Source organism: Anoxybacillus eryuanensis, assembly GCF_051200995.1.
Lineage (GTDB): Bacteria > Bacillota > Bacilli > Bacillales > Anoxybacillaceae > Anoxybacillus > Anoxybacillus tengchongensis.
In genome coordinates, this window is the sequence record NZ_JBPODS010000002.1 from 81,332 (window position 1) to 108,001 (window position 26,670).

The 26,670-nt window shown below is 39.3% G+C and carries 24 protein-coding genes; 2 read left to right on the forward strand and 22 right to left on the reverse strand.

The window, feature by feature from the left end:
- Positions 1–158 precede the first annotated feature (158 nt).
- From HNQ84_RS02940 to HNQ84_RS02975, 8 genes are all read right to left on the reverse strand, one after another.
- Positions 159–1,328, reverse strand: a complete 1,170-nt coding sequence (locus HNQ84_RS02940) for a sugar ABC transporter permease (protein WP_435621106.1) — start codon at positions 1,326–1,328, stop codon at positions 159–161.
- A 3-nt stretch (positions 1,329–1,331) separates the two neighbouring features.
- On the reverse strand, positions 1,332–2,840 hold the full coding sequence (locus HNQ84_RS02945; RefSeq protein WP_435621107.1) for a xylose ABC transporter ATP-binding protein: 1,509 nt from the start codon (positions 2,838–2,840) through the stop codon (positions 1,332–1,334).
- Between the two features lie 61 nt (positions 2,841–2,901).
- Complete coding sequence (gene xylF / locus HNQ84_RS02950) at positions 2,902–3,984, reverse strand: D-xylose ABC transporter substrate-binding protein (protein WP_435621108.1); 1,083 nt, start codon at positions 3,982–3,984, stop codon at positions 2,902–2,904.
- A 180-nt stretch (positions 3,985–4,164) separates the two neighbouring features.
- Positions 4,165–5,397: a response regulator gene (locus HNQ84_RS02955; RefSeq protein ID WP_435621109.1), complete on the reverse strand. Its 1,233-nt coding sequence runs from the start codon at positions 5,395–5,397 to the stop codon at positions 4,165–4,167.
- A complete protein-coding gene (locus HNQ84_RS02960) occupies positions 5,375–6,814 on the reverse strand; it encodes a sensor histidine kinase (protein WP_435621110.1) in 1,440 nt (479 codons plus the stop codon). Before HNQ84_RS02960 ends, HNQ84_RS02955 begins: the two co-directional genes overlap by 23 nt.
- Positions 6,811–7,797, reverse strand: a complete 987-nt coding sequence (locus tag HNQ84_RS02965; protein WP_435621111.1) for a sugar-binding protein — start codon at positions 7,795–7,797, stop codon at positions 6,811–6,813. The genes HNQ84_RS02960 and HNQ84_RS02965 overlap by 4 nt, the downstream gene beginning before the upstream one ends.
- A gap of 78 nt (positions 7,798–7,875) precedes the next feature.
- Positions 7,876–9,561 carry a methyl-accepting chemotaxis protein gene (locus HNQ84_RS02970; protein ID WP_435621112.1) on the reverse strand — a complete coding sequence of 562 codons (1,686 nt, stop codon included), beginning with the start codon at positions 9,559–9,561 and terminating at the stop codon, positions 7,876–7,878.
- Between the two features lie 73 nt (positions 9,562–9,634).
- Positions 9,635–10,534: a DMT family transporter gene (locus HNQ84_RS02975; protein ID WP_435621113.1), complete on the reverse strand. Its 900-nt coding sequence runs from the start codon at positions 10,532–10,534 to the stop codon at positions 9,635–9,637.
- A 160-nt stretch (positions 10,535–10,694) separates the two neighbouring features.
- On the opposite strand from HNQ84_RS02975, the gene HNQ84_RS02980 reads away from it, so the two are divergent.
- Entirely contained in the window at positions 10,695–12,038 is a 1,344-nt protein-coding gene (locus HNQ84_RS02980) for a TrkH family potassium uptake protein (protein WP_435621114.1), read from the forward strand.
- Positions 12,039–12,049: 11 nt separating this feature from the next.
- Here the strand turns inward: HNQ84_RS02980 and HNQ84_RS02985 are convergent, their stop codons facing one another.
- The 6 genes from HNQ84_RS02985 to HNQ84_RS03010 all read right to left on the reverse strand — a co-directional run bounded on the left by HNQ84_RS02985 (position 12,050) and on the right by HNQ84_RS03010 (position 18,567).
- Entirely contained in the window at positions 12,050–13,243 is a 1,194-nt protein-coding gene (locus HNQ84_RS02985) for an MFS transporter (RefSeq protein ID WP_435621115.1), read from the reverse strand.
- Between the two features lie 90 nt (positions 13,244–13,333).
- A complete protein-coding gene (locus HNQ84_RS02990; RefSeq protein ID WP_435621116.1) occupies positions 13,334–14,605 on the reverse strand; it encodes a TRAP transporter large permease in 1,272 nt (423 codons plus the stop codon).
- Positions 14,602–15,123 (reverse strand): TRAP transporter small permease, encoded by a 522-nt coding sequence (locus HNQ84_RS02995; RefSeq protein ID WP_435621117.1) that lies wholly within the window; start codon positions 15,121–15,123, stop codon positions 14,602–14,604. Before HNQ84_RS02995 ends, HNQ84_RS02990 begins: the two co-directional genes overlap by 4 nt.
- 53 nt (positions 15,124–15,176) lie before the next feature.
- On the reverse strand, positions 15,177–16,220 hold the full coding sequence (locus HNQ84_RS03000) for a TRAP transporter substrate-binding protein (protein ID WP_435621118.1): 1,044 nt from the start codon (positions 16,218–16,220) through the stop codon (positions 15,177–15,179).
- An 80-nt stretch (positions 16,221–16,300) separates the two neighbouring features.
- On the reverse strand, positions 16,301–16,978 hold the full coding sequence (locus HNQ84_RS03005; protein ID WP_435621119.1) for a response regulator: 678 nt from the start codon (positions 16,976–16,978) through the stop codon (positions 16,301–16,303).
- On the reverse strand, positions 16,975–18,567 hold the full coding sequence (locus HNQ84_RS03010; RefSeq protein ID WP_435621120.1) for an ATP-binding protein: 1,593 nt from the start codon (positions 18,565–18,567) through the stop codon (positions 16,975–16,977). Before HNQ84_RS03010 ends, HNQ84_RS03005 begins: the two co-directional genes overlap by 4 nt.
- Positions 18,568–18,640: 73 nt before the next feature.
- Here HNQ84_RS03010 and HNQ84_RS03015 point away from each other — a divergent pair, with 73 nt between their 5' ends.
- A complete protein-coding gene (locus HNQ84_RS03015; protein ID WP_183248104.1) occupies positions 18,641–19,696 on the forward strand; it encodes a DctP family TRAP transporter solute-binding subunit in 1,056 nt (351 codons plus the stop codon).
- Between the two features lie 26 nt (positions 19,697–19,722).
- Here HNQ84_RS03015 and HNQ84_RS03020 read toward each other — a convergent pair whose 3' ends face one another.
- From HNQ84_RS03020 to HNQ84_RS03055, 8 genes are all read right to left on the reverse strand, one after another.
- On the reverse strand, positions 19,723–20,019 hold the full coding sequence (locus HNQ84_RS03020) for a rhodanese-like domain-containing protein (RefSeq protein ID WP_183242334.1): 297 nt from the start codon (positions 20,017–20,019) through the stop codon (positions 19,723–19,725).
- 11 nt (positions 20,020–20,030) lie between these two features.
- A complete protein-coding gene (gene cdr, locus HNQ84_RS03025) occupies positions 20,031–21,674 on the reverse strand; it encodes a CoA-disulfide reductase (RefSeq protein ID WP_435621121.1) in 1,644 nt (547 codons plus the stop codon).
- A gap of 72 nt (positions 21,675–21,746) precedes the next feature.
- Positions 21,747–22,100 carry a rhodanese-like domain-containing protein gene (locus HNQ84_RS03030; RefSeq protein WP_183242330.1) on the reverse strand — a complete coding sequence of 118 codons (354 nt, stop codon included), beginning with the start codon at positions 22,098–22,100 and terminating at the stop codon, positions 21,747–21,749.
- A gap of 66 nt (positions 22,101–22,166) precedes the next feature.
- Positions 22,167–23,318, reverse strand: coding sequence for a toxic anion resistance protein (locus HNQ84_RS03035; RefSeq protein WP_435621122.1), 1,152 nt, complete (start codon positions 23,316–23,318; stop codon positions 22,167–22,169).
- Positions 23,302–23,955: a 5-bromo-4-chloroindolyl phosphate hydrolysis family protein gene (locus HNQ84_RS03040; protein WP_055441226.1), complete on the reverse strand. Its 654-nt coding sequence runs from the start codon at positions 23,953–23,955 to the stop codon at positions 23,302–23,304. The genes HNQ84_RS03035 and HNQ84_RS03040 overlap by 17 nt, the downstream gene beginning before the upstream one ends.
- A 136-nt stretch (positions 23,956–24,091) precedes the next feature.
- Positions 24,092–24,721, reverse strand: a complete 630-nt coding sequence (locus tag HNQ84_RS03045) for a PEGA domain-containing protein (protein WP_435621123.1) — start codon at positions 24,719–24,721, stop codon at positions 24,092–24,094.
- Positions 24,722–24,820: 99 nt separating this feature from the next.
- Positions 24,821–25,381: a histidine phosphatase family protein gene (locus tag HNQ84_RS03050; protein ID WP_032101853.1), complete on the reverse strand. Its 561-nt coding sequence runs from the start codon at positions 25,379–25,381 to the stop codon at positions 24,821–24,823.
- Positions 25,378–26,619 carry an MDR family MFS transporter gene (locus HNQ84_RS03055; RefSeq protein ID WP_435621124.1) on the reverse strand — a complete coding sequence of 414 codons (1,242 nt, stop codon included), beginning with the start codon at positions 26,617–26,619 and terminating at the stop codon, positions 25,378–25,380. Before HNQ84_RS03055 ends, HNQ84_RS03050 begins: the two co-directional genes overlap by 4 nt.
- Between the last annotated feature and the right edge of the window lie 51 nt (positions 26,620–26,670).

Sequence of the window (26,670 nt, forward strand, 5' to 3'; positions counted from 1 at the left end):
CTATGTCATCTCTTCTCTTACTTATTTTCGTTTTCTTGAGCTGAAGGGGAACAAAAAGAACTGTATTTAACAATATACCCCTAAAACTTTTCCATTTCCATACAAAACAAAAAAAGCGCCGAAAAGTCAGCATTACCTGTCTTTCCGGTCGCCCCTTTTTAATTCGTTTTCCGCTTTCGACTAGCAATATCAATCCAAACGGCTAAAATTAAAATGCTCCCTTTTACGATATATTGCCAAAATGTTTCCATACCTAACAATGACATTCCATTATCAAGCGATGTCATGACCATCGCACCGATGATCGCACCGATGATTGTACCAGATCCGCCCATTAAGGATGTTCCACCGATGACGCAGGCGGCGATGGCATCTAGCTCGTACATTTGTCCCGCTGAAATCGTTGCCGATGATAAACGTGCTGTTAAAACGAGTGCAGCGATAGCAGAAAGCAATCCCGTAAAGACAAACAACATCATCGTATGACGTTGGATGTTAATTCCAGATAACCGAGCGGCTTCCACGTTTCCTCCGATGGCGTATACGTGACGACCAAACGTTGTTTTTGTCGCAATGAATGAGAAAATAAGCGCCAAGGCAATGACAAAAATAATCGGAAACGGAATTCCTTTATAACTGTTCATTGTAACAACAAATACGAAAATAAGTGCACTAATAACGAATAATTTTGTTAGTTCAAAAGGTAATGGCGAAACAGTAAAGCCGTATTGTTGGCGCGATTTTCGCTTGCGAAACGTTGAAACAAATAGCGCAACGACGGCCATCGCCGCAAGTATAATACCAAAAACATCTGTAAAATATGCGCTTCCTAAAGCAATAAACTGCGCATCAAAAATTGGAATGGTTGTTGATTTTGTAATCCCCATTAATGCTCCACGGAAAATCATCATTCCACCTAACGTAACGATAAACGCAGGAATGGCTCGATAAGCAACTAACCAACCTTGCACAAGTCCGACAAGTGCACCTGCAAGCAACGTACATAAAATGACGACAGATGTCGGCATCCCCATCCAGTTGCTTAAAATGGCTGCAACACCACCTGTAAGACCGACAATCGAACCGACGGAAAGATCAATATGTCCTGCAACAATGACAAGCACCATACCAATGGCTAAAATAGCTGTAACCGACATTTGTGTAAATAAGTTCGATAAATTGCGGGCACTCAAAAATGTCTCATTTAACATACCGAAGAAAATCCAAATAGCAATGAGTGCACCGATCATCGTATAAGCACGAATATCTATTTTGCCAAATACATTTTTCTTTTTCGGTTGCTGCTCGATGACTGCCTTTATTTCCATGACTCATTCCCCTCCTGTCGCTGCCATCATAATATTTTCTTGTGTTGCTTCATCGTGCGACAATTGTTTCACGATTCTCCCTTCACGCATAACATAAATGCGGTCGCTCATTCCTAAAATTTCTGGAAGTTCAGAAGAAATCATCATGATAGCAACGCCTTCTTTTGCTAATTTATTCATTAAGTGATAAATTTCATATTTTGCTCCAACATCAATGCCGCGCGTCGGCTCGTCTAATATTAAAAGTTTTGGTTTCGCCATTAACCATTTCGCCAATACAACTTTTTGCTGATTCCCTCCAGATAACGTACCGACAGCTGTTTCTAAAGATGCTATCTTCGTTTTTAGTTCATCAACATATTTTTGGCTCCACTTTAATTCTTCATTTTGATTGATCACTTGTAAGCGGCTAATATTTTTTAAGCTAGCTAATGTCGTATTTGTTTTCACATCCATTCCAAGTATAAGCCCCAACCTTTTGCGGTCTTCTGTGACGAGTGCAATACCTGATCGAATCGCATCTTGTACCGAACGAATGTGCACTTGTTTCCCTTCCAACCACACTTGCCCTTCTGCTTTTCCTTCGTATGCACCGAATAAACTCATCGCGAGTTCCGTTCGTCCTGCCCCCATCAATCCTGCAATGCCAACAATTTCCCCAGCGCGAACAGTTATATGAATATTGTCGTTGACTTTCATCGGCTTTTCTTTATGCCAAACAGAGTAGTTTTTCACTTCTAATACGACATGTTTTGGCGTCTTTTTGACATACGGATAACGCTCTGTCAACTCACGTCCAACCATTAGGGCGACAACTTCATCTTCATTCGTTTCTGCACGTGAAAGCGTCGCAATCGATTTTCCATCGCGCAATACGGTAATCGAATCGGCAAGTCGAAACACTTCCGGCATTTTATGCGAAATATAAATGCACGCAACTCCTTGCGCTCGCAACTGTTCTAAAATATCCATTAAAATTTCGACTTCGCTTTCTGTTAACGCTGCGGTCGGTTCGTCTAAAATTAAAATGTTTGCTTGTTTGGCTAGCGCCTTCGCAATTTCAACTAGCTGTTGTTGTCCAATGCCAAGCGAATGAATTTTTGTTTGGGGAGAAATCGTTAATCCAACTTTTTTCAACCATTTTTCTGCTTCATAATACAATTGATCCCATTGAATGACGCCAAATTTACGCGGTTCTCGCCCTAGAAAAATGTTCTCACCGACGGTCATTTCTTTTACGAGTGCAAGCTCTTGATGGATGATGGCAATGCCGGCCTGTTCAGCATCAACAATATTTCGGAATGAAACCGGCTTACCGTCAATACGAATTTCCCCATCATATGTTCCGGTTGGATACAGCCCGCTTAACACTTTCATCAACGTTGATTTTCCCGCGCCATTTTCACCACAAAGCGCATGAATTTCTCCTTTTTTCACTTTGAAACTGACACGATCAAGTGCTTTCACGCCGGGAAATTCTTTTGTAATATTGATCATTTCTAACGCATACATTCGTTTCACTCCCGTTGTATCATGTTGAAAATAAGGGTCTGGCAAAGCCAGCCCCTTATTTTCATTGTTTTGGCCATTGATCTTTCGGTACGTTTTTAAATACGTCTTCTAATTTGTGATACCCATCTTTAATGACTGTGTCTAATACATTCTCTTTTGTTACAGCAATTGGATCAAGTAATACGGATGGAACATCAATTTTGCCGTTTGATACCGTTTGGTTCGCTTCGATTTTCTCGCCCTTTGCCAAAGCAACTGCCATTTCTGCCGCTTTTGTTGCAATCGCTTTAATCGGTTTATATACTGTCATCGTTTGCGTTCCTTCAACGATACGTTGGAGCGCTGCTAACTCGGCATCTTGTCCTGAAACAGGTACTTTCCCTGCTAAGCCTTGTGCCGCTAACGCTTGAATAACACCACCTGCTGTGCCATCATTCGCTGCAACAACCGCTTGAATGTTGTTGTTATTTGCTGTTAATGCGTTCTCCATGTTTTTTAATGCTTCTTCTGGTTTCCAATCTTTTGAGAATTGGTCGTAAACAATTTTAATGTCGCCTTTTTCTTCAAGTGGCTTTAATACGTTCATCGCTCCTTGTCGGAATAAGTGAGCATTGTTATCTGTATCTGCTCCACCGATATAAACGTAATTTCCTTTTGGTGCTTTTTCTACAATGGCTTGTGCTTGCATTTCACCGACACGCACGTTGTCAAACGAAACGTAATAGTCTACTTCCGCATTTTTAATTAAACGGTCATAAGAAATAACCGGAATTCCTTCTTTATGTGCTTTTTCTACGATCGCTGCTGACGCCTCAGCGTTATGGGGCACGACAACGAGAACATCAACGCCTTCGGAAATGAGTTGTTCGGCTTGGCTCAACTGCGCAGCATCGTCTCCGTTCGCTGCTAGCGTTTTCACTTCTGCACCGAGTTCTTTCACTTTCGCCTCAAATAATTCTTTATCCCGTTGCCAACGTTCTTCCTTTAACGTATCCATCGAAAAACCGATGACAATCTTATCATCGTCTTTTTTCGTTGATTCGCTCCCCCCTTCGTTTCCTGAAGATACGACACCACACGCTGTTAATGCAGAGGCTAAGACGAATGTTGCCGCTCCTTTTGCGACATGTTTCCACCACTTCACATGTATTCCCCCTTGTTTTCCATATCGTTTACATGTTAAGCGTACCACAAGAAAAAGAAAGCGTTTTCTTTGTTTTCTTCACTTATTTGCGATATATTCGCACAAATTAAACGCTTTCATTACTATAAAAAGGAACGAATCAGCATTTTTTTGTCGTTGAACAAAAAAGTGCGAGCATTTTTATAAGCGCCCGCACACGTCTTGACGATATTGTGTTGGTGTCATATTCGTCACTTTTTTAAACACGCGACTAAAATAGTTTGGATCTTTATATCCGACGCGATAACAAGCTTCTTTCACCGTTAATCCTTCGTCGCACATTAATTGTTTCGCTTTTTCGATGCGCAAATGTGTAACATAATCAATAAATGTTTGACCCGTTTCTTTTTTAAATAGTTTACTAAAATAATACGGCGTTAAATGAACATATTTTGCTACTTCTTCAAGCGTCACATCATAACAGTAGTTTTCTTGCAAAAACATTTCAACTTGTTCGATGACGCTGCCACTTGTTTTTATATGGATATGTTCCACGTCATCCGTTAACGGAACATCATCAATATGCATGACTCGGCTAAATGATGAAACGTAACGAACCGCTATCGATGCCTCTTTATATGAGCGTTTCATTCCATCGATTCCCCACTGAATCGTGCCAATTCCTATTTTTACTCGCTGTTGCAAACCTTTCTCAAGCTGTTTTAACAACGATTGAGCGAACGAAATAGCATGTTCATGTTGCTCAGCTTCAATAAAAACAGTCATTTGTCGTTGACTAAACGGACTACATAAACAACGTCGTTGTTGTTTTATACACTGCTTCACTGTTTCTTCCCACTTTTCACGATTAGATGCATCACTTTTTTCTAACTCAATAACAATGGCATACCCATGTTCAAATTCCATGCCGCTAAATGTATGTGCAGGGCATTCGTCCATTTTCCCCATCAACAACCATGTCCAAGCGATTTCACCTAATGTTTGTAGCTGAACGAGTTTTTCGCGAGCAGTTAATTGTTGTTCACGCATCGCTTGTTCTTCCGAAATTTGATGTAACAATCTTTGCAACAAATCAATCATTTGTTGTTTTTTGGCAGGTTTTAACACATATTCACTTACGCCGAAAGAAATAGCTTCTTTTGCATATGTAAAGTAATCATATGCTGTTAAAATGACGATTTTCGTCTGTGCATCCATTTTGCGTATTTCAGCAATCGCTTCAAGTCCTTGAATGCCTGGCATTTTCATATCCATAAAAATGATATGCGGCCGATGTTCCTCTACTTGCTGAATGGCCCTTCGACCGTGTTCTGCATGAAAAATCGTAAACGTATGTGGAAATGAGCGTTCAATCATCAACTGCAATCCTTCCCGCTCTAGTGGCTCATCATCAGCAATAAGTAGCTTGTACATCGCTCTCCCTCCTTGGCAATCGTAAAATAATAGCCGTTCCTTCGTTTGGCGCACTTTTTATGTCGAGTATTTTTTCTACTCCGTAAAAAAGCTGAAGACGTCGTAACACATTTTCTAATCCAAGTCCTGTTGAATGACCTGTTTTAATCAACGAATACGATGCATTCATGATGGCTTGTTGTACATCATACGGCATTCCTACACCGTTATCCGCAACCGTTACTTGAATACAATTTCTTTTTTCTTCGATGATTAATTGAATGTTCGCCCCTTCTTCCATCTCTTCAATCCCGTGAATAAAAGCATTTTCGATGAGAGGTTGCAACGTTAAACAAGGAATGGGCTGTTCCAAACATGATTCATCTACCCTTACTTCAAAAGTAACGCGATCGCGAAAGCGGGCTTTTTGAATCGCAAAATACTCTTTCGCATGCTCTACTTCTTCACGCAACGTGACAGATTGATCAAGCTTTCGTAAATTGTACCGCAATAAATTTGATGTAGATACAGTTAGCTCGCTCGTCTGTTCCGCCCCTTCGAGGTAGGCAAGCTTTGAAATGACGTTCAGCGTATTAAATAAAAAATGAGGGTTAATTTGGCTTTGAAGTGCTTTTAGCTCTAGCTCACGCACGAGTTTTTCTTTTTCTAATATTTCCATATTTTTCGAGATTAATATACGCAAATTTTCAATCATATGTTGAAATGTTTGACCAAGTAATCCAACTTCGTCATGCCCATCAAAACGAGGGATGCGTGTGTTTAATTGGCCGGCTGATATTTTTTTTGCCGCATGAACAAGATGATGAATCGGAATGACAATCGTTCGTGATAACCATATCGCAAATACAATGCTTAAAATGGTTGTTAAAATAAACAGCATTCTGCCTAGTTCATTCATTTGTGCCGTATGTTGTAGGATTTGTTTGTATACAGGTTGATATAAGCTCAACTCAACGTCAACGAGCGCTTGACTATCTTCGCGAATAAACGAAGCAATTTTTTCAATTTCATTGTACTGGTCAGCATAGCCTGTAAATTGTTGTTTTGTTAGTTTGTGAATAATCGCTTGTTCTAAATCGAGAAAAACATAAACCATATTTTTGTAGTTTTCGAGTGTGAACGCGTCATTTCCTTCTAATTGTCTTTCGGTTAATTCTCGACGCAACTTTTCAAGTCTTTTTTTATGTTCGATCAGTTGCTTATAGTTGTATTCATCTTGGTGAATTAAGTAGCTACTTAAAAAACGTACATTTTCTTGTGTTTCAAGCGAAATTTGTTTATATAAAAAGATGCGTTGCATCATGACATCGTAGCTTTCTTGTACTTTTTTTCCACTTTGAAAAATAAAAAACGCGATACAATTCAATAGAAGAACGAGAAGCGGAATAAAAACAAACAATTTCGTCCGAATTTTCATTTGTTTCTCCCCTGTTGAATGTTTTGGTAGTCAATCACTCCCGTGGCTGTAAAATGCTCTTTATCAATTTGTTTGCCAGAAAGGTGATCAGCCATGAGCTTCACTGCCGAATATCCCATATCATAAGGTTTTTGAACGACCGTTGCGACAATATCTCCTTCTTTAATCGCTTCCATCGTTTCTTCTACATCGTCAAAACCGAAAATTTGAATGTCTTCACGGTGCAAGTTTTTTATCGCCATCCGAATACCAATCGCATCTAGCGCACTTGTGCCAACCATAACAGAAATATTCGGATGTTTTCTTAACATTTGTTCTGCTTGAATAGACGCTTGAATGCGCGAAATATTCGATGAGGCAACGGAAACGACTTTTAAACGTGGATATTCGGTAATAACAGATAAAAACCCTTGTAAGCGCAGACGTTGGTTTTCTGATGTATCCGTCCCAATCATAACCCCAATCTCTTGTTTTCCTTCTACACGGGAAGCAACTGCCTGCCCAAGCAATCGACCAGCTTCAAAATTATTTGTTCCAACATAAGCGATACGTCGGCTCTTTGGAGCATCAGCATCAATTGTAATGACAGGTATATTTCGTGAAATAGCTTTATCAATCAGTGGTGTAAACGCTTCATCTTTCAAATTTTGAACAATAATGCCATCGACACGAGAAGCAATCGCTTTTTCGAGTAATTTCACTTGTTCCTCGATGCTTGTTCGGAGGGGACCGATGTATTCAATATTTACATCATACTGTTTTCCTGCTTCCTTTGCCCCTTGTTCAATTTTTCGCCAATATGGATTATCAAACTCTTGGGATATTAAAATCACATGTGGGAAGTGTGACATCATTTTTTGTTCATGTTGTAGTTTTGCTACTGTTTTTTCAAGCTGTTTTGTTACGGTGATAAAGTGAAAAAAAACATATAAAAACAAAACGAGCAATATAATAAGGCTGATTGTCCATTTTTTTTGTGCCATTGTCTTCACCTAATTTTACTATAGTTCTTTTTGATAACGTTTACAATTGTTTTTGAAGCGACAGGTTGCCTGCCGCTTTTATACAATAAATCGATTAGTCGTTTCTTTCATCTTTTCTGCAATATCATACAACCGTTGAGCTGTTGCGGCTACTTCTTGGGCTGATGCCGTTAACTCTTCTGAAGAGGCGGTGACTTCTTCTGTTGCTGCTGAATTTTCTTCAGCTACTGCGCTAATTTGCTCAATGCGGACAATAACTTTGTCTTTTTCTTTAACGATTTCATCCATTGCTTGTTCAGTTGAAACAATAAGAGGAGCGATACGGCTAATGGATGTTAAAATGTCAGCAAATGAACGTACCGTTTTTTCAACGGCATTCGCTTGGTCCTTAATAAAGAGATGCACTTCACTTGATGTATAAATGACATCATCTGTATTTTTGCTAATTGAGGTAATGAGTTGAACAATGTCTTCCGTAAACGATTTCGACTGTTCAGCTAATTTACGCACTTCATCCGCAACAACCGCAAATCCTTTCCCTGCTTCTCCAGCACGTGCTGCCTCAATGGCAGCATTTAAAGCTAATAAGTTCGTTTGATCCGAAATCGTCGAAATCATTTCTGTAATTCCACTTATTTTTTGTACGGATGCCGTTAATGTTTGAACGTGGTTTGTTACCGTTTCAAACGCTCGTTTAATTTGATCGATGGTTTCTATTAATACATCCATTTCTTTTTTACCGATATCTGCCCGTTCAGATGTACGAAGCGCTTCTTGCTTTACATTCGCCAGCTCTACATATACACGCTCAACTTTTTCAGTTAAATAAGAAAGTGAATGGGTCATATCAGCTAAATCGTTCGCTTGTGACGCTGCTCCTTGCGATACTTGTTCCATCGTTGCAGCCACTTCTTCAGTCGATGCAGACATTTGTTGTGAAGTAGCAGATAGGGCACTTGATTGCTGATCAATGGCATCTGCTTGTTCTTGAATATGAACAGCTATATTCCGAAGCGCTTGTTTCGTTTCTGCAAGGGAACGTGCCATTTCACCAAATTCATCTTTTGCACCGAGAAGTCTTTCAGGCAACGGCTTACTAAAGTCACCACTAGCTATTTGTTCAAGATGTTGTTTTGCGACATGTAGCGGTCTCATAATTCGAATCGAAATAAATAAGTGATATGCAATTACTCCAACAATGACGAACAATGCAGAAATAACAATGACTTTGACAATGACACTATTAATTTCTTGATTGACGATTTGCTTTGGCATGCCGACAAAAAACATGCCAATGGCTTCACCACGCTCGTTATTAATTGGCAAATAGCTTGTTACATACGATTTTCCAAGCACGTTCGCTTCACCGATATAGCGATTTTGTTTTTTTATGACTTCTTGTACAACTTTCGGATCAGCTTTCGTCCCTATTTGTCTTTGGCCATCCTTCATGACTGTTGTTGCCACACGTTCGTCGTTCAGAAAAATCGTACTATCTGCACCAACGACTTCCTTTATGTAGTCGACAACTTCCTCGTTTTCGTTCATTTTTATTTCCCCTTTATATAGTGCCCCCTCTTTTATTTGCCATGCTCCAGGAAATTTTGCATCAATTAGTTGCAGAGCAAGTTGAGCGTTCGTCGTCATTACTTTGTTCGCAATCAATGATTGAAATTGAACATAAATGATACCGTTAATCAGTCCAACTAATAAAAAAACGGTAAGAATGTATACAGCTACAATTTTTCCACGCGTTTTCACCATTCTCTCCTCCATTTTTGTGAATTAGTGAGCAACACTATTTTATCAAATAATAAAAAAACAAACATTTATTTTTTTACGAAGAGGACGCTATTTTTTGTCTCCCTAAAAGAATAACTGTTGTAATAATTAATAGACTCCCAAGTGTTTGAAAAAAGCCGAACGATACATGTAAAAACAAAACGGACGCAACAATAGCCGACAAAGGCTCTACACTTGATAAAATGCTTGATTCTGTCGGAGATAAATGCCGAATGCTTTCAATAAACAGTAAGAAAGCAAGTAACGTTCCACATATGACAATAAATAAAATCGAAACAATCGTTGGAAAATCTAGCGTGAAAAATGGCCCGAAAAACGAACGTACGATCGGAATCATAACAACTCCTCCAATTACCATCGCCCAACCGATAATAATAAGTGAGTCCCATTTTTTTAATAGTTTTGCTGAACAAATCGTATAAAATGCAAGAAGCACACCTGATACAATTCCCCATAAAAATGCGGGAAAGGAGATACTTAATGCACTTAATTTTCCATTTGTTAACAACAAAAATATCCCACAAGTAGCTAAAATGAGCGCACCCCAGATCGAAACAGATAGATGTTTCCGCTCACGTATCAAAAAATATAAGACAATGTAAATCGGTGCTAAATATTGCAATAACGTTGCAGCCGCAGCGTTTCCATATGCAATGGACAAAAAATACGTATATTGCACTCCAAGCATACCTACTAAGCTGAAAGAAATGAGCAACAGTCGACTATTTCTCTCACGCCAAATATGAAATAAAGGAATACCACGAAACGATGCGAAAGCTAATAAACAAAAACCTGAAGCGGTCATTCGTACAAAAACAAGCCACTCTGTTGTTATATGTTTTTGCTGAAACACCCATTGTGCAGCTGTACCAGAAAGTCCCCACATTGTTGCAGCAATAACAACCATCCATAATCCTTTTGTGCGTGTTGACATATCCCCCAACCTTTCTATCATTGGCTAGTTATCATTATAAAAAAACAAAAAATTTTGTAAATACAAATATTTCTTATTCAAAAAACATACTTGCATTCCTTTTCACCATTTGCCAAAATCAAAATATGTTTAAAACGAAAACATGCGAGGGAGTAAAACTGTGAAATCTCAAAAATTGTCGCGTCTATCTACCGTTCAGCTTATTGTTTTGTTTTACTTTGTAGCTGTTTGCATATCAACATTTTTACTATGGCTTCCTTTTTTCCATCAACCCGGTGTGAAGCTGAGCTTTGTTGATGCATTATTTACTGCTGTAAGCGCTATTAGTGTCACAGGACTTACCGTTGTATCAACGGTGGATACGTTTAATACACCTGGTGTATTTGTGCTTGCTTTTATTCTTCAATTTGGTGGCATCGGTATTATGGCACTTGGAACATTTATTTGGCTTATGTTCGGAAAAAAAATTGGATTTCGTGAACGCCAACTCATTATGACGGATCAAAATCGTTCGACCTTTGCTGGATTAGTAAAGTTAATGAAGGAGATTTTAACGCTCATTATTGCCATTGAAATGATTGGTGCCATCATTTTAGGTATATATTTTCTTCGTTACTTTCCGACGTGGAAGGAAGCGTTTTTTCAAGGCTTTTTTGCATCGGTGAGCGCAACGACAAACGCTGGATTTGACATTACAGGACAATCGCTTATTCCATTCGCTAATGATTATTTTGTTCAAACAGTACATATGATTTTGCTCGTCCTAGGGGCGATTGGATTTCCTGTGCTCATTGAAGTAAAAGAATTTTTATTTCATCGTCAAAAACGGCAATATCGTTTTTCGCTTTTCACAAAATTGACGACCGTCACATTTTTTCTACTTGTTTTATTTGGAACATGGGCGATTTTACTGATCGAATGGAATCGATTTTTTTCTAACAAAACATGGCACGAATCACTTTTTTACGCACTATTTCAATCCATTTCTTCTCGCAACGGTGGACTAGCAACGATGGATGTTGCCGACTTTTCTGAACCGACGTTACTTGTTTTAAGTGCACTCATGTTCATCGGTGCTTCTCCAAGTAGCGTAGGGGGAGGGATTCGAACAACAACGTTTGCGATTATGATGCTATCTATTTTCTTTTATGCCAAAGGGAAAAACTCGATTAAAGTGTTTCAACGAGAAATTCATCATGAAGATATATTAAAATCATTTATCGTGTTCGGAACAGCTTTCATACTTTGTTTTTTAGCTATTGTGCTTCTTTCTTTTTCAGAGTCTTTTACGATGATTGAAATTGTCTTTGAAGTATGCTCCGCCTTTGGAACAACAGGCTTATCCATGGGCATCACGTCACAACTAAGCACATTTGGGAAGTTAGTTATTACAGTTTTAATGTTTATCGGACGAATTGGTATTTTATCGTTTTTATTCCTTATTCGTGGAAACAATCAAAAAGAATCGTATCATTATCCAAAAGAACGTATTATTATTGGTTAAAGCGAAAGGGCTTAAGCCCCTTCGCTTTTTAATACATTTCCTTTTTTTCTAAACAACGTGTACATAATTAATAAAAGCGATAGCATGCCAAACAAGACAACCATATATTCTAAGCCGACTGTATCGAGCAACAATCCCGAAGCTAACAATACGGTTTGGAACGTCACGCGATCAAACATATTTTTAAATGAAAAAAAGCGACCGTGATATAATTTCGGAACGTTCGTTTGAAAAATCGTCGCAATCATCGGGAAAAAGCAACCGACACATATACCAAACAAACCAAACGAGACAAGTGAAACCCATTTAATATGAGCAAAATGTAAAGATAGTTGCGCAAAAGCAATGAAACAAGTTAATGCATACATCCATTTCACATACGTTTGTTCACGAGCGGCATACTTAATGAAAAAAGCTCCAAATAAAAATCCGATTCCTTCAATGGTATACAGCCATCCTTTAATTGACGAATCATGTTGCAATTCGCTAATGTTTATGACCATTAAATTAAATCCACCAATAAATAGCTGCGGCACAATCGTTAAAACAACCGCAATATAAACGATAGGCAATTGACGAATGATTGGAAATATGTCTGTAAATCGCTGTTTTTCTTTTGTATTGTGTTTTGTTTCGCACCTTTCTTCTTTTATATCAATAAAAAAAGTAAGTAGAAATAGTAAAATGTACGCAACTATCGCACCAATATATAACATTTGCAAACTTGTAATCATAAGAAGCGCACCACCAAAGGCGGTACCAAAAATACGTGATAAGGCTGAAATGTTCATATGTATACCATTGACAGTCATCAATTGCTTCTCATCTGCTACAACAAGCGGAATGATCGCTTGTAGCGTTGGAAAATAAAAAGATGCGGCCACTTGAATCAAAACCATAAAACAAACCATAAGAAAAATAGATTCGTATTTTAAAGCGAACAGCATAAAAATGACGCTACATATACGTCCGATTCCAGCGTATAGGAGAATATGTTTTTTCGTATATGTATCAATCCATTTTCCCGCTATCGGACTAACTATAACACCAGCAAACAAACCAGAAAATAAAATAAGCGACTTCACAAAGTCAGATGGAACATGCTTTTGCATAAACTCTAAATTTCCGATAATTCCAAGCCATAAACCAACCCCAACAATAAATTCTCCAATAAAAATGAGTATCACATTTTTATTTTTCCACATATATCGTTCCCCTTCTCTCACTTCCAATACATGTATTTTATTGTACAATAAACAATTAAAAAAGAAAAACCTCTCCGTCTCAAGAGAGGTTTAACGAATAAGGAATGTTGATAAATCTTCCCAAATGATAATTAAAACGAGTTGGATAAGCATAATGAGTAAAAACGGTACAATGGCGCGAATGACTTTTTCAAGAGGCTCTTTTGCAATACCGCTTACGACAAACAAGTTTAAACCGACAGGCGGTGTAATCATCGCAATTTCTAAATTGACGGTCATAATGATAGCAAAGTGATACGCGTTAATACCTAGGCTATCAAGTACTGGTAAGAAAATCGGTAGCGTAATTAAAATGATCGCAATCGCCTCCAAAAACGTACCGAGCACAAAGAAAAGTAAGTTTACAAGTAAAATAAACATCCATTTGTTAAATTCATGATCAATAATCCACTGCGCGATCGCTTGTGGTACTTGAGCCAACGTTAAATATTGTTTAAATAAAATAGCAGATGCAATAATCATAAAAATCATCGAACTAATATGAACTGTTTCTCGTAAAATCGGACGCCAATCTCCCAACTTTAACTCACGATAAATAAGGAGCGACACGATTACCGCGTACGCGCTCGCGATCACAGAAGATTCCGTCGGTGTCGCCATTCCTGTGTAAATCGAACCGAGAATTAAAATCGGCATGAGTCCACCTGGAATTGCCTTCCACGTCAATGCCCACCTTTCCGACCATGTTGCCTTTTGTCCGTACCCGAATCCGTTTCTTTTTGCATATACGATCGCAGAGACGATAATGATTGCCGTTAAGCAAAGACCTGGAATGATTCCAGCCATAAATAATTTATTAATCGTTGCTTTATTTTCTGCAACATACCCGTACATGATGAGCGGAATGCTCGGCGGAATTAAAATACCGAGTGTCCCTGCTGCCGCAACGAGACCCATCGCATATTTTTTACTATATCCAGCTTGTACCATAGCAGGAATCATAATCGAACCGATCGCAGCAGCAGTAGCCGGGCTCGAACCAGAAATGGCGGCAAAAATGGCGCAAGCTAGCACGGTCACAACCGCCATTCCACCCGGTAAATGACCAACCCACGCACGCAATCCATCAATTAAATATTTTGAAATTCCTCCTCGTGCTAAAATAATACCTGCAAACACAAACCCCGGAATAGCCATTAACGACGTATGGTTAAGTGCAGAGAAAATTTCAACAACTGCACTCTCATAATGGAAATTAAGAAAAGGTAAAAATAAAAGGGCGGATAAAGCTAATGCAAACGCAACAGGAACTCGGAGTAACATTAACAATATAAATACGACGAACAATCCAATAGTCATCATACTTGTTCCACACCTTTATGTTCATAATCAGATTCTGGTAACCCTTTCGATACACGAACGAGACGAACGATAAAACGAAATAACATCAATACTCCCATCAGCGGCATGACCATATACACTTTCCACAGTTGTACACCTTCACCGATTGAAACGATACCCATTCGATAGGCGCTAAACTCGTCTAAAAAAATACCTTTTACGCCATAAACAACGAGAAATAATGCGAAGATGAGCCCTACGACATTAGCAAATATATCAACAGATTTTTTTACTCGATTTGGCAGTAAACGATACAACATATCGATGCGAATATGGTGATTGTCTCGCAATGCGACGACCGCGCCGATCATCGTTCCCCACACGACCATATATCCTGCATACTCTTCTACAAAACTTAAAGGCGAGTTAAATGCATAACGCATAATGACACCTAACAAAATAAGAAACAACCCGCTAACAATGAATAAACCAGCAATCCAATCTTCTAGCGCTTCAATAACATACTTCAACTTTTGCACGTTCATCCCCCCTTTATGGAAACAACCTGGAAAATCCAGGTTGTTTCCATCTATTATTCGTTTGCTTTTTTTGCTAATTCGATCAAATCTTGACCGATGCTATCTGCAAATTTATCGTATACTGGCTGCATAGCTTTTTGAAATGCTTCAATATCTTCTTTTGTTAACTCGTACACTTCCATTCCGCTTGCTTTCAATTTTTCATATGACTCTCTGTTTAACTCTTCAGACCATTTTCGTTGTTGTTCAGTTACTTCTGCGATGACTTCTTCTAACGTTTTACGAACGTCTTCAGGAAGGCTATCCCAAAACTTTGTATTCGTTAATAAAAGGTAGTCTAAACGACCATGTCCTGATACCGTTAAATATTTTTGTACTTCTGCATATCCTTGCGTATCAATATTATTAAACGTGTTTTCTTGTCCGTCTACTGTACCTTGTTGCAATGCAACATACACTTCAGAAAATCCCATCGGCACCGCAGACGCACCTAAGGCAGCGAATTGTTCATCAAGCACTTTTCCTGTTTGTGTACGGAACTTTAATCCTTTAAAGTCTTCTGGTTTTTTCAACGGACGTTTAGAGTTAGTAAAATGCTTATCTCCATTCGCCCACATCGCTAAAACTTTAATGTTATATTTTTCTAGCTTTTGCGATAAAATTTGTCCACCTTCACCGTCCCAAAATTTATACACTGCTTCATCGCTCGTGAATAAAAACGGCATATCAACGATTTGGAAAGCTGGATCGTAGCTAACGAGCTTTGTCGTCGATGGTGCAATTAACTGCACGGTGTTGCGCGGCAATTCTTGAATCGCTTTGTCGTCGTCAAACAACTGGCTCGATGGGTACACTTCCACTTTCACTTTTCCGTTTGTTCTCTCTTCAACAAGCTGCTTGAACAAGTCTGCCGCTTTTCCTTTCGGACTATCTGGAGCGGTAACATGTGAAAACTTAATAACAATTGGCTCACTCGCAGCTTCCTCTTTCTTTTCTTCTGTTTTGTTTGTACTTGTACTCGTCGATTGCGAGTTACTGCAAGCGAACACCCCCCCAACTAGCAAGACAAGCATAAGCAAAAAGCTCATTTTCCTCATGAAAAATTCCCCCCTATCACTAATTACGATTTTAATGATATCGCTTTCAATGAAAGGAAGGAATATTTTGAACATATTGATCATTTTGTTCTTTTTGGTCTTCGATAGCGGTGAATCGGGCGACCGATCGTCCCGTACTGTACTTCTTTCTCTACTTCACCGATACTATCTAAATATTCTAAGTAACGCCTCGCTGTGACTCGTGCGATACCGATCGCTTCCGCCACTTCATCAGCCGACTGAGCAACCGTTGTTTTAGACATATATTGTTCAATTTGTCGGAGCGTTGTCTCGTTCAGTCCTTTCGGCAAACTCACTTGTTGTACTTGCGTCGGCTTATACATCCACTCGTCAATTTGTTGTTGCGTCACATGTTTATCTTTTAACGCTTCCCGTAACGATTGGTATCGCTCAATTGCTTGTTTTAATCGCTCGAACTGAAACGGTTTAATAATATAATCAACTGCCCCGTTGCGCAACATCGTTTGAATCGTGTCTGCATCGCTAGCTGCTGACACGATAATGACATCGACTTCGTAACCGCACTCGCGAAATAAACGAATGGTCTGTACACCATCTAATTTCGGCATATATACATCAAGCAAAATTAAATCTGGGCGCAACTTCTCTAACTTTTCTAACGCATCTTCGCCGTTGACAGCCGTCCCGACGACCGAAACTCCATCCACTTGAGCCACAAATTGCTTATTAATTTGTTGAACCATCGGATCATCCTCTACTAACAGCACGCGAATCATACATCATCCCCCTTATATCTTGAAAATAAAATGGTAATCGTCGTCCCTATTTGCCAACTTGATTCAATATTTATGTCGCCGTGACTTTTTCTCAAAATGTTATAAATAAGATGCATCCCGATACCTTGATGATTCCCTTTTTTTGTTGTATACCCGTAATCAAATAGACGCGCTTTTTCTTCTTCCTTTATCCCGATTCCGTTATCTTCTATTACGATCGTCCAGCTATCTTCCTGTTCTCCGATCCATAACTCGACAAATTTTTCTTCTCGCTCCGTCGCCAAGCATGCATCAAAAGCATTTTCAATCAAATTGCCAAGTAAAACGACAAAATCATGGCGATCTAATCGCGGTGGGAAGGAAAATAACGCACTGGAGCGGTCGATGATGAATGTAATCCCCATTTCTTTTGCCCGCGACACTTTGCTTAAAAGTAAACCCGCAACGCTTTCATCATGAATACGCGTGCGCAAAAAATGCATAAAAGCTTCCTGCTCTTCTCTTTCTTCAAATACGTAAGCGAGTGCTTCTCGCGTCTTACCGAGTTGAATGAGCCCAGCAATTGTATGTAATCTATTCATATACTCGTGGTTTTGAACTCTGAGCGCCTCAATAAAAGCTCTTACCCCTGTTAACTCTTCGGCCATTTTGGCGACTTCTGTTCGATCTTGGAAAATTGCGACCGCTCCTACAATTTCACCACCTACTTCGATCGGAATGCGATTGCTGACGATCAACTGATTACCGACGATAATTTCTTGTTGATATACTGCTTTTTTCGTATATAAAACTTCCGGCAAGCGCGTATCAGGGATGACGTCGCGAATATACTCGCCGATAACTTCCCCGCTTACTCCCATCATTTGCTTTGCACGTTCGTTAAAAATCGTAATTCGTTCTTTTTTATCGATTGCGATGACACCTTCATACATCGCGTGAAACGTCGCTGTTCGCTCAACGAGCAATCGCGCTAGCTCATGCGGTTCAAGCTGAAACATCTCTTCTTTTAAATGATTCGCTAACAAGAGCGAGCCAACGACGCCACAGCTAATCGTAATCATCAACGTCCAAGCAATTTCTCTCTGAAAATCTTTCAATATTTCTTTTATAGATGGCAATACATTCCCAACAACAACGACCCCTACTTGTTGGTGTTCTTCACTCATGATCGGAGTGAACGCCCGTACGGAAACGCCTAATTCTCCTTTTGCTTTCGAAATGTACGTATGCTCCGTAAATGCTTCAATTTCATCTTCACCGTAAGAAACTGTACCTAGTTTATCGTAAGACGGATGAGCGTAACGAACACGCTCCATGTTCATGACAACAATATAATTTGCATGATAAATTGTTCGGATGTTTTCGACAATCGGTTGAATGATAGTCCATCCTTCTTTTTGTTGTACATGTTTTTTTACTTCTGGTATTTGCGCTACTGTTCGAGCGATCAAGAGGGATCGTTCACTAAGTGACTGTTCTTTTAATTGAATGACGTGACTAATGACGATGGCACTTCCGACTCCGATACTCACAAGGACGATGACTGTACATAACATTAAAATTTTCCATCTAATCGACAACTTTTTCATTTATTGTTCATCCATTCAGCATTTTCTTGTATAATGTATAATTAATTATACAACACAGCGCGCGGTGATAAAGATGAAGAATGTAAAATGGGGTGTTTTCTCGATTGCCATAATCATTTTTTGGCTGTATTGGCTCGTTCCTTCGTTTTCATCAACATCTTCTCTTCCGTATGACGACGAGCAAGAAGGACTTGAAGATCAACTAACTATTCGATTCAGTCATGTTGTCGCCGAACATACACCGAAAGGATTAGCAGCGCAAAAATTTGCATCGCTCGTAGCAGAAAAGTCAAACGGGAAAATAAAAGTCGAAATATATGCAAATGCAACACTGTTTACAGACGAAGAAGAAGTGAACGCATTAAAGCAAGGCAAGGTAGAAATGATCGCTCCTGCCTATTCAAAGCTAACGTCGCTAATCCCAGAATGGCAAGTGCTCGATTTACCGTTTGCCCTTCCAAATGACCAAGCCGTTGAAGAAGCGCTTCAAGGACAAATCGGTCAAATTTTATTCTCAAAGTTACAATCTTTCCATATTAAGGGGTTAACGTTTTGGGAAAACGGGTTCAAACAAGTGACAAATAGCGTTCGCCCGCTTATACATCCGACTGATTTTCATGGATTACGATTTCGAACGATGCCGAGCGAAGTGATTCAAGAACAGTTTCGTTTGCTTGGCGCTATACCGAAAGTCACCCCTTTTCACGATACATTTCGTGAATTGTACTACAAACAAGTCGATGGTCAAGAGAATACAATTTCTAACATTTACTCAAAAAAGTTTTATGAAGTGCAACCGTACATGACTATTAGCAATCACGGATATCTTGGATATGTTGTGTTAATGAACGAAACGTTTTGGGAACGATTAACACCATCTCAACAACAAATTATTGTCGAAGCACTCGATGAAACGACAACATGGATGAAAACACATGCAAAAATTATTAACGAAAAGCAGCTACATGAAATCGTTCAAACGAAACGAGTAAATATCCATGAATTAACCGATGAGCAAAAAAGAGAGTGGCTAAGTCATCTTTATCCCTTATATGAGCGCGTTCGTCACCAAGTCGGAGAACAGCTGATAAACGAAGTGTTGCGCATTCAACAAAAATATTTGCGATAAAAAATAAGACTGGCACATCGCCAGTCTTATTCCACTTCTCCTTCCCAACTCATCATGCCACCTACCATGTTTTTCACATGAAAGCCTCGTTCTGATAGCCATTCGCACGCTAATGCACTTCGACCACCAGAGTGACAAACAACAATGTACGTTTTGTTTGGATCGAGTTCGTTTAGTCGGGCAAACAGTTGTCCGAGCGGAATATGGCGTGCGTTTGGAATTTTTCCTGCCGCCACTTCATGCGCTTCCCGAACGTCTAGCACTTCGACATTTGCTTCATGACGCAAGGCATCTGCTTGTGTCGGTAAAATATTTTCAAACATATTTATTCCTCCTACTTTATTACACTCGAATACAATTTATATCCACCGTCTAAATTTTTTGCTTCAAAGCCATGTTCTTTCAAAATGCGAGTGGCTAAATATCCACGCAAACCGACTTGACATGTAACATAAATCGTTTGATCTTTCGGCAATTCATGAAGGCGATCGCGCAAGTCATCAAGTGGAATGTTGATGCTTCCTGGAATTGCCCCTCTTGTTTCTAATTCTTTTGGCGTACGAACATCAATGAGCAACCCGCCGTTAGCAACGATGTCATCAATTTCATGCCATTGCACCGTTTCTACCATACCATCTAACACGTTTGATGCTACATATCCGGCCATATTGACTGGATCTTTCGCTGATGAAAACGGCGGAGCATAAGCTAATTCTAAGTCTGGTAAATCATATACGGTTAATCCACCTTTTATCGCTGTTGCAATAACGTCAATACGTTTGTCCACTCCATCTTGTCCAACCGCTTGCGCCCCATAAATGCGACCTTGACGATCGAAAATTAACTTTAATGTCATTTGCGTTGCACCTGGATAATAGCTTGCATGGCTCATTGGATGAACGTGAACAACTTCATAGTCGATGCCATGGTGTTTTAATATTTTTTCGTTCAATCCTGTCGCTGCTACGGTCATATGAAAAATTTTGGCGATTGACGTACCAAGCGTTCCGTTATACTTTACGTCACGACCGTTAATGTAGTCAGCAACAAGGCGACCTTGACGGTTTGCTGGCCATGCGAGCGGAACAAATGTTTCAAATCCATGAATAAAGCTTTTGACTTCAATTGCATCACCGATTGCAAAAATATTTGGATCAGACGTTTGTAAATGTTCATTTACTTTAATCGCACCACGAAAACCAAGTTCCAATCCTGCTTCTTTCGCCAACTGACTTTCCGACTGAACACCAATGGCTAAAATGATCATATCTGTTTCGATCGTACGACCACTTTTTAACACGACACGACGTCCTTCGTCTTCAAACGCTTGTACGCCATCTTCTAAAATTAAATCGACACCATGCTCTTTCATATGTGTATGCACAATTGCTGCCATCTCGTAATCAATCGGTGCCATGACTTGATTCGCCATTTCTACAAGCGTCACATGCACACCGCGCTCGGTTAAGTTCTCAGCCATTTCTACACCGATGAAGCCACCACCAATAACGACAGCACGTTTTGGCTTTTCGCTATCGACAAATGAACGAATACGATCCGTATCTGGCACATTACGCAACGTAAAAAGTGCTTTTGCTTCATCAATACCTGGAATTGGTGGTACAATTGGTTTTGCCCCAGGAGACAAAATAAGAACGTCATAAGGTTGTTCATATTGTTCATTTGTTCGTAAATTTTTCACTGTTACCGTTTTTCGATCACGGTTAATGCTTATCACTTCACTTAAATTACGTACATCAATACGAAACCGTTTTGACATACCATCAACTGTTTGAACAAGCAACTTACTGCGTTCTTGAATGACATCCCCAATGTAATAAGGAAGTCCGCAGTTTGCAAATGAAATATATTCGCCGCGTTCAAACATAATAATTTCATCTTTTTCGCTTAACCGACGTAATCGCGCTGCGGCGGAAGCTCCACCGGCTACACCACCAACAATGACGATTTTTCTCATCATATATCCCCTCCATATACAAGTACGTGTAACCGTATTATAACAAACAATTGCTTCATAAAGTTTGAACAGTTAGTGACATTTTACCATCTTTAACGTATTTGCACGCTCATATTCCTTTATATAATATCCTTGTACAGAAAAATGATAACGTCTAAGCAATCGAATCGCGACATTTTTCTCTAAATGGTTTTTTGCAATAATGATCACTTGACGATTTGGAATGGCTTGATAATGGCGTTTTAAGTACGCAACCGGAATCCGAAGCGCTCCATTCATCTCGTCTTTCTCATTGTAGTCACGCACATCAAGCAATGTCACATGTTCATATGATGATAAAGATGTCAACTCTTTGACACCACGAACAGGTACATAACGATAATACAAAGCATATAGTACGAACAGAACAATGACTGTATAAATCATATTGTCTTACCTCCCTTACACATCATACCCTAATAGGTATACAAAATCAATAAAAAAGAGCTGATTTTATTCAGCCCTTTTTAATATAAGTAACCGTTGTTTTAATTGTTCCTCCATTTCAACAAGCTCTCGTTCCACTTGCTGGCGCTTCATTCGTCCTTCTTGTTGAATTTTTAATGTTTCTTCAAGTGTTTCTAACAAATTTTCTTGCGTTTTCTTTAACGTTTCGATGCTGACGAGCCCCTCTTCATTTTCTTTTGCTGCTTCAATTGTATTGATTTTTAACATTTCTGAGTTGCGTAACAACAATTCGTTCGTCGTTTTTGTTACCGCTTTTTGCGCTTCAACTGCTTTCTTTTGGCGAAGCAACGTTAGTGCGATAACAAGTTGATTTTTCCAAAGTGGAATGGCAGTCAAAATCGACGATTGAATGCGTTCAACTAACGTTTGATTGACGTGTTGGATCAGTCGAATTTGCGGTGCTGTTTGAATCGTAATTTGGCGGCTTAATTTTAAATCATGAATGCGCTTTTCAAGCCGATCAGCAAATTGAATCATATCATTGACTTCTTGCACGTCCATTTGATTTTGTGACTGTAATGCTTTTTTTTCTAACTCCGGAATCGTTTTTGTTCGCAGTTGTTCGAGCTTCACTTCAGCAGCAGCAATGTAAATGTTTAAGGCATCAAAGTATTCTTTATTTTTTTCGTATAACGTTTCTAACATCATAATATCGCGAAATAATATTTGACGATGTTTTTCAAGTTGATCAGCGATACGGTCAATTTCGACACCTAATTTTTGATATTTCGACAAAATATGTTGGACAGACTGGGTGACAGATTGAAACATACGTGCCAAAAAACTTTTTTTATTCATCGCAAAATCTTCTACGTTAACTTCTTTCATTTTTGTCATGAGTTCATGAATCACTTCTCCAACAGGCCCAGCATCTTTTTTTTGTACATGATTTAAAATCGAATGAGAAAAGCGCGATAGTTCGGCTTGGGCTGCCACACCGTATTGCAAAATGGCTTGATGGTTGCGTGGATCAATTTGCTCAGCAAGAGCTAACGCTTTTTGCCGATGTTCCTCCTTTAATTGATCGATTAATCGCGGAGATGATGGCTTTTCGCTTACTTCTGTCACTTCGCCAAATGGATTGGCAAGCAACGAATCGATCGAGCTTGTCCAAAGTACTTCATCGTTTTTGTTCATGCTTTTTCTCCTCCATCATTGTTACTGTATGCTTAGTGGATAACGAAAGAGGCTTATCTGCTGTAATCGTATGTTTCATAAGTTTTACTTCCGTTTGTAAATCAAATAAATCTTCTTCAAGCATGTCCAACAGCTGATTTTCTGCTTTCGTAAGTGCAAGATCAAGCGCTTGTTCCGCTTCACCAATCGCTTGCCGAATTTCATCATTTTTCACCGGCTGCCTCATTAAATAAATGTACTTATTAATAATTGTAACAATCGAATCTAATGTCGTATTAAAAAATGGTTGCGCGACAGCTAAACGATCCGGTTGTTTTTCAACTATTTCAATCATTTTTTGACAAATGGAGTACAGGCGCGAAAGTTTGGAAAACATCGCAACCGAACGAACTCTCCACAAACTTTGTCCAATTGTCCGCACCTTTTTTTTCGCCTCTTTCAACCGATCATCTTTTGAAGGATAATGTTTCTCCTCTTTTTTCTTCATGTAAAATGAATACATTATTCCTATACTTCCCCCGATCAAAAATGAAATAAGAAATGGCAAGCGAAATGCAAACAATGAAATCAGTGCACTAAATAAACCGACATTCCATGACACAAACCATCGCCATATCGTTCGAATGACCCGTTTCATCGTCGTCCTCCCATCGTCTATGATCCTTTATTTTACTACGATTTCATGCGAAATGGAAACGATGACTATACTACGTACGAGCGAAAGAATATGTTTCGACTTTCATAAAAAAAGACGCAACATGTCGTTGCATCTTTTAGTTCGAGTCGAAATGAACGATCCGAATCCGCTCTCCTCCAAAGAGCGATATTTTCTTCGTTTGTTCTCGTTCATCTGTCACCATTTTCACTTCATATAATCCAGGAACATACTCTCCTACTTTCATTAACGATGCATTCGTTTCACCGACGTATGTGTTGTTAATCAAAATACGGGCTCCTTGCTCGTTCGTTTGCACATATACATGGTATAACGCAGGTTCAAATTTGTATGTTCCTTGTGACAATTTCATTAAAAAAATCGGTGGAGTTGACGTTAATCCTTTTATGTAAACTCGATCATCTTTTTGTCGGTCTAACTCTTTTCTTATTTGGTCATAGGTTTCTGGATGTTTACGCAAATACGCAAAAAGCGGTAAAAGCGACACCTTATTTTCTAATGGAACATCGATGAACTGTTGCAACATATGCATATCTTCTTGGCGCAACGCTGCGATGAATTGCTCGATTGCTTTTTGTTCATTCGTCTTTTGTTTCGCCACTACCCATGCACCGACGACACATGTGCTGACAACGAACAATAAACATACAAAAACAAATAGTCGTTTTTGCTTTCGTCGTTCGCTTCGTGTCATCGCTTCTTTTGGTAATCCCCCTTGTTCATCCATATGTATTTCCCCTCTTTTTCTCATATTTACATCATCATATGTATGAGAAGAAAAGGGAAAATATGAGAAAAAGAAGGGGCTACACACCATATATGTACATCACGGTATGTGCCTTGTCAACGACAACGTCACAGCTTCCCAATACGCCCATTTTTTCTTTTTTGCAAGCCAACCATATCGTCTGAGTTGCCGACTAACAAGCAAATGAAACCAACCATGTCCAATGACGACAACGGTTCCCGTTCGAGCATAGTGGACGAGCTGTTGTGCCGCTTTCATCGCTCGCTGTTTTGTTTTGGTATAAGGCTCCTCTCCATATCCAAAAAACCATAACAAGCGCAACAAAATAAGCCACATCCATAGCGGATATACACCTTTCATCCACTTTGGCGGTTGAGGGAGTGGGGCTTCATTTAGCCATTTGTGCTCCTCAATTGGACTTGCTGGTTGCAATAAAGACGCTGAATGGCGAGCGCGAGCAAGCGAACTAACAAGGACGACAGATGCGCATTTTATTTTTTCTTTTGCTTCCGCATACGATAGAGGCTCGTCATAAACGATCGCCTCATCGTATGCTTTTAACCAATTGATTAATTGTTCTCTAGTCATCCATCCGCCTCTTTTACAAACAGGCTTTCCGTGCCGAATAAGAATAATCATGCTTGTTTTTCCTCCATCATTTGAAACATGACAGCATACAACCACGCACTGCATACCGCAAGTAACATTAAAATAAAAAACGTCCAATGATACGCAAATGGCAACGTCAAAACGAGCGGTGCCATCATGCGCCCAAGCGTAAAACGTAAGCTCGCTGCAGCAAAATATTGTCCACGCATATGCTCTGGTGCCAATTTAGCGACAAATGTTTGTTGTAAGCCGACTGTCATTAGCTCGGCAAGTGTAAATACAGCAATTAAAATAACCATAATCCATAACGATGTGGTTTGACCAAAAAGAAAAATAGCAAGTCCGTACAAAAGAGAAGAAAAGATAAATACCCACTTTTCTCTATAGTTTTCCATCCACTTCGTCACAGCTACCGTAAATAAAGCAACAAGCAATCCGTTTTCCGCAATAAGAACACTAAACGCTTTTTCTCCACTTAACGAAAGCGACCAATGCCCAAGGGAAAATAACGTTTGTTTGGACACAACATCTTTAATGTAAACAGGAAGTAAAATATCTAATTGCATAAATGTTTGTGCAACGAGAATACCAGCAACAATGAATAAAAGAAACGTACGGTCTTTTGCAATGAGACGATAATTGTTTAACTGCTCAATAAAAAACGTATACCATGTTCCTGTTGGTTTTCTCCATATTGGTGCAGTTTCATCTAAATAAATAAAAAGAACAATCGCAACGATCGCACAAAACGTTCCTGCAATCAAGAATAAGAAGAAACGATATTGTGGATAAAATATTCCACCAAGTAGTGGCCCGATGACGACCATGACGTTATTCATCGTGTAAAATACAGCAAACACTCGGCTTTGATCTTTTTCCGAAACGACATCAGCGACCATCGCTTGACTAGCAGGCCAATAAAGCGAGCCACATACGCCTACGAGGGCAAAACAAATAAAACTCATCAACGGTGATGAGAATAACGGTGAATTGAATAGTGCAAATAAGAAAAAAGCAAGTGATTGTCCACATGCTGCAACCACCATCATTTTTTTTCTCCCGAATCGGTCAGCAAAATATCCACCAAGCAAATTAGCAATCACCGAAAATAATTGCGAAATAACAAGCAGTACACCTGTTTTTTCTCTACCGAACATGCTAGAAAAATAAATAGCGATAAAAGGGAATATCATCCAAAACGTAACCCCAACGAATGATTCCCCTATTAAACGAATGCGTAAGTTTCGATCCCAATCCCGTATTCGCATTGTATTCCCCCCTTTTAAGACAACCATTTTGTTATTATACCATTTTCGTAC

What these genes read in the sequence shown, in the direction of transcription:
- HNQ84_RS02970 (WP_435621112.1), bottom strand. Translation starts at nt 9,561, where the DNA reads ATGGTGAAAACGCGTGGAAAAATTGTAGCTGTATACATTCTTACCGTT.
- HNQ84_RS02955 (WP_435621109.1), bottom strand. Translation starts at nt 5,397, where the DNA reads ATGTACAAGCTACTTATTGCTGATGATGAGCCACTAGAGCGGGAAGGA.
- HNQ84_RS03055 (WP_435621124.1), bottom strand. Translation starts at nt 26,619, where the DNA reads ATGCGAATACGGGATTGGGATCGAAACTTACGCATTCGTTTAATAGGG.
- cdr (WP_435621121.1), bottom strand. Translation starts at nt 21,674, where the DNA reads ATGAGAAAAATCGTCATTGTTGGTGGTGTAGCCGGTGGAGCTTCCGCC.
- HNQ84_RS03005 (WP_435621119.1), bottom strand. Translation starts at nt 16,978, where the DNA reads ATGATTCGCGTGCTGTTAGTAGAGGATGATCCGATGGTTCAACAAATT.
- HNQ84_RS03035 (WP_435621122.1), bottom strand. Translation starts at nt 23,318, where the DNA reads ATGAACAAAAACGATGAAGTACTTTGGACAAGCTCGATCGATTCGTTG.
- HNQ84_RS02965 (WP_435621111.1), bottom strand. Translation starts at nt 7,797, where the DNA reads ATGGCACAAAAAAAATGGACAATCAGCCTTATTATATTGCTCGTTTTG.
- HNQ84_RS02990 (WP_435621116.1), bottom strand. Translation starts at nt 14,605, where the DNA reads ATGATGACTATTGGATTGTTCGTCGTATTTATATTGTTAATGTTACTC.
- HNQ84_RS03010 (WP_435621120.1), bottom strand. Translation starts at nt 18,567, where the DNA reads ATGAAAAAGTTGTCGATTAGATGGAAAATTTTAATGTTATGTACAGTC.
- HNQ84_RS03020 (WP_183242334.1), bottom strand. Translation starts at nt 20,019, where the DNA reads ATGTTTGAAAATATTTTACCGACACAAGCAGATGCCTTGCGTCATGAA.
- HNQ84_RS03015 (WP_183248104.1), top strand. Translation starts at nt 18,641, where the DNA reads ATGAAGAATGTAAAATGGGGTGTTTTCTCGATTGCCATAATCATTTTT.
- HNQ84_RS03045 (WP_435621123.1), bottom strand. Translation starts at nt 24,721, where the DNA reads ATGGATGAACAAGGGGGATTACCAAAAGAAGCGATGACACGAAGCGAA.
- HNQ84_RS02940 (WP_435621106.1), bottom strand. Translation starts at nt 1,328, where the DNA reads ATGGAAATAAAGGCAGTCATCGAGCAGCAACCGAAAAAGAAAAATGTA.
- HNQ84_RS02975 (WP_435621113.1), bottom strand. Translation starts at nt 10,534, where the DNA reads ATGTCAACACGCACAAAAGGATTATGGATGGTTGTTATTGCTGCAACA.
- HNQ84_RS03050 (WP_032101853.1), bottom strand. Translation starts at nt 25,381, where the DNA reads ATGATTATTCTTATTCGGCACGGAAAGCCTGTTTGTAAAAGAGGCGGA.
- HNQ84_RS03030 (WP_183242330.1), bottom strand. Translation starts at nt 22,100, where the DNA reads ATGATTTATACAGTCATTGTTCTGTTCGTACTATATGCTTTGTATTAT.
- HNQ84_RS02945 (WP_435621107.1), bottom strand. Translation starts at nt 2,840, where the DNA reads ATGTATGCGTTAGAAATGATCAATATTACAAAAGAATTTCCCGGCGTG.
- HNQ84_RS03040 (WP_055441226.1), bottom strand. Translation starts at nt 23,955, where the DNA reads ATGAAACGGGTCATTCGAACGATATGGCGATGGTTTGTGTCATGGAAT.
- HNQ84_RS02960 (WP_435621110.1), bottom strand. Translation starts at nt 6,814, where the DNA reads ATGAAAATTCGGACGAAATTGTTTGTTTTTATTCCGCTTCTCGTTCTT.
- HNQ84_RS03000 (WP_435621118.1), bottom strand. Translation starts at nt 16,220, where the DNA reads ATGAGGAAAATGAGCTTTTTGCTTATGCTTGTCTTGCTAGTTGGGGGG.
- HNQ84_RS02985 (WP_435621115.1), bottom strand. Translation starts at nt 13,243, where the DNA reads ATGTGGAAAAATAAAAATGTGATACTCATTTTTATTGGAGAATTTATT.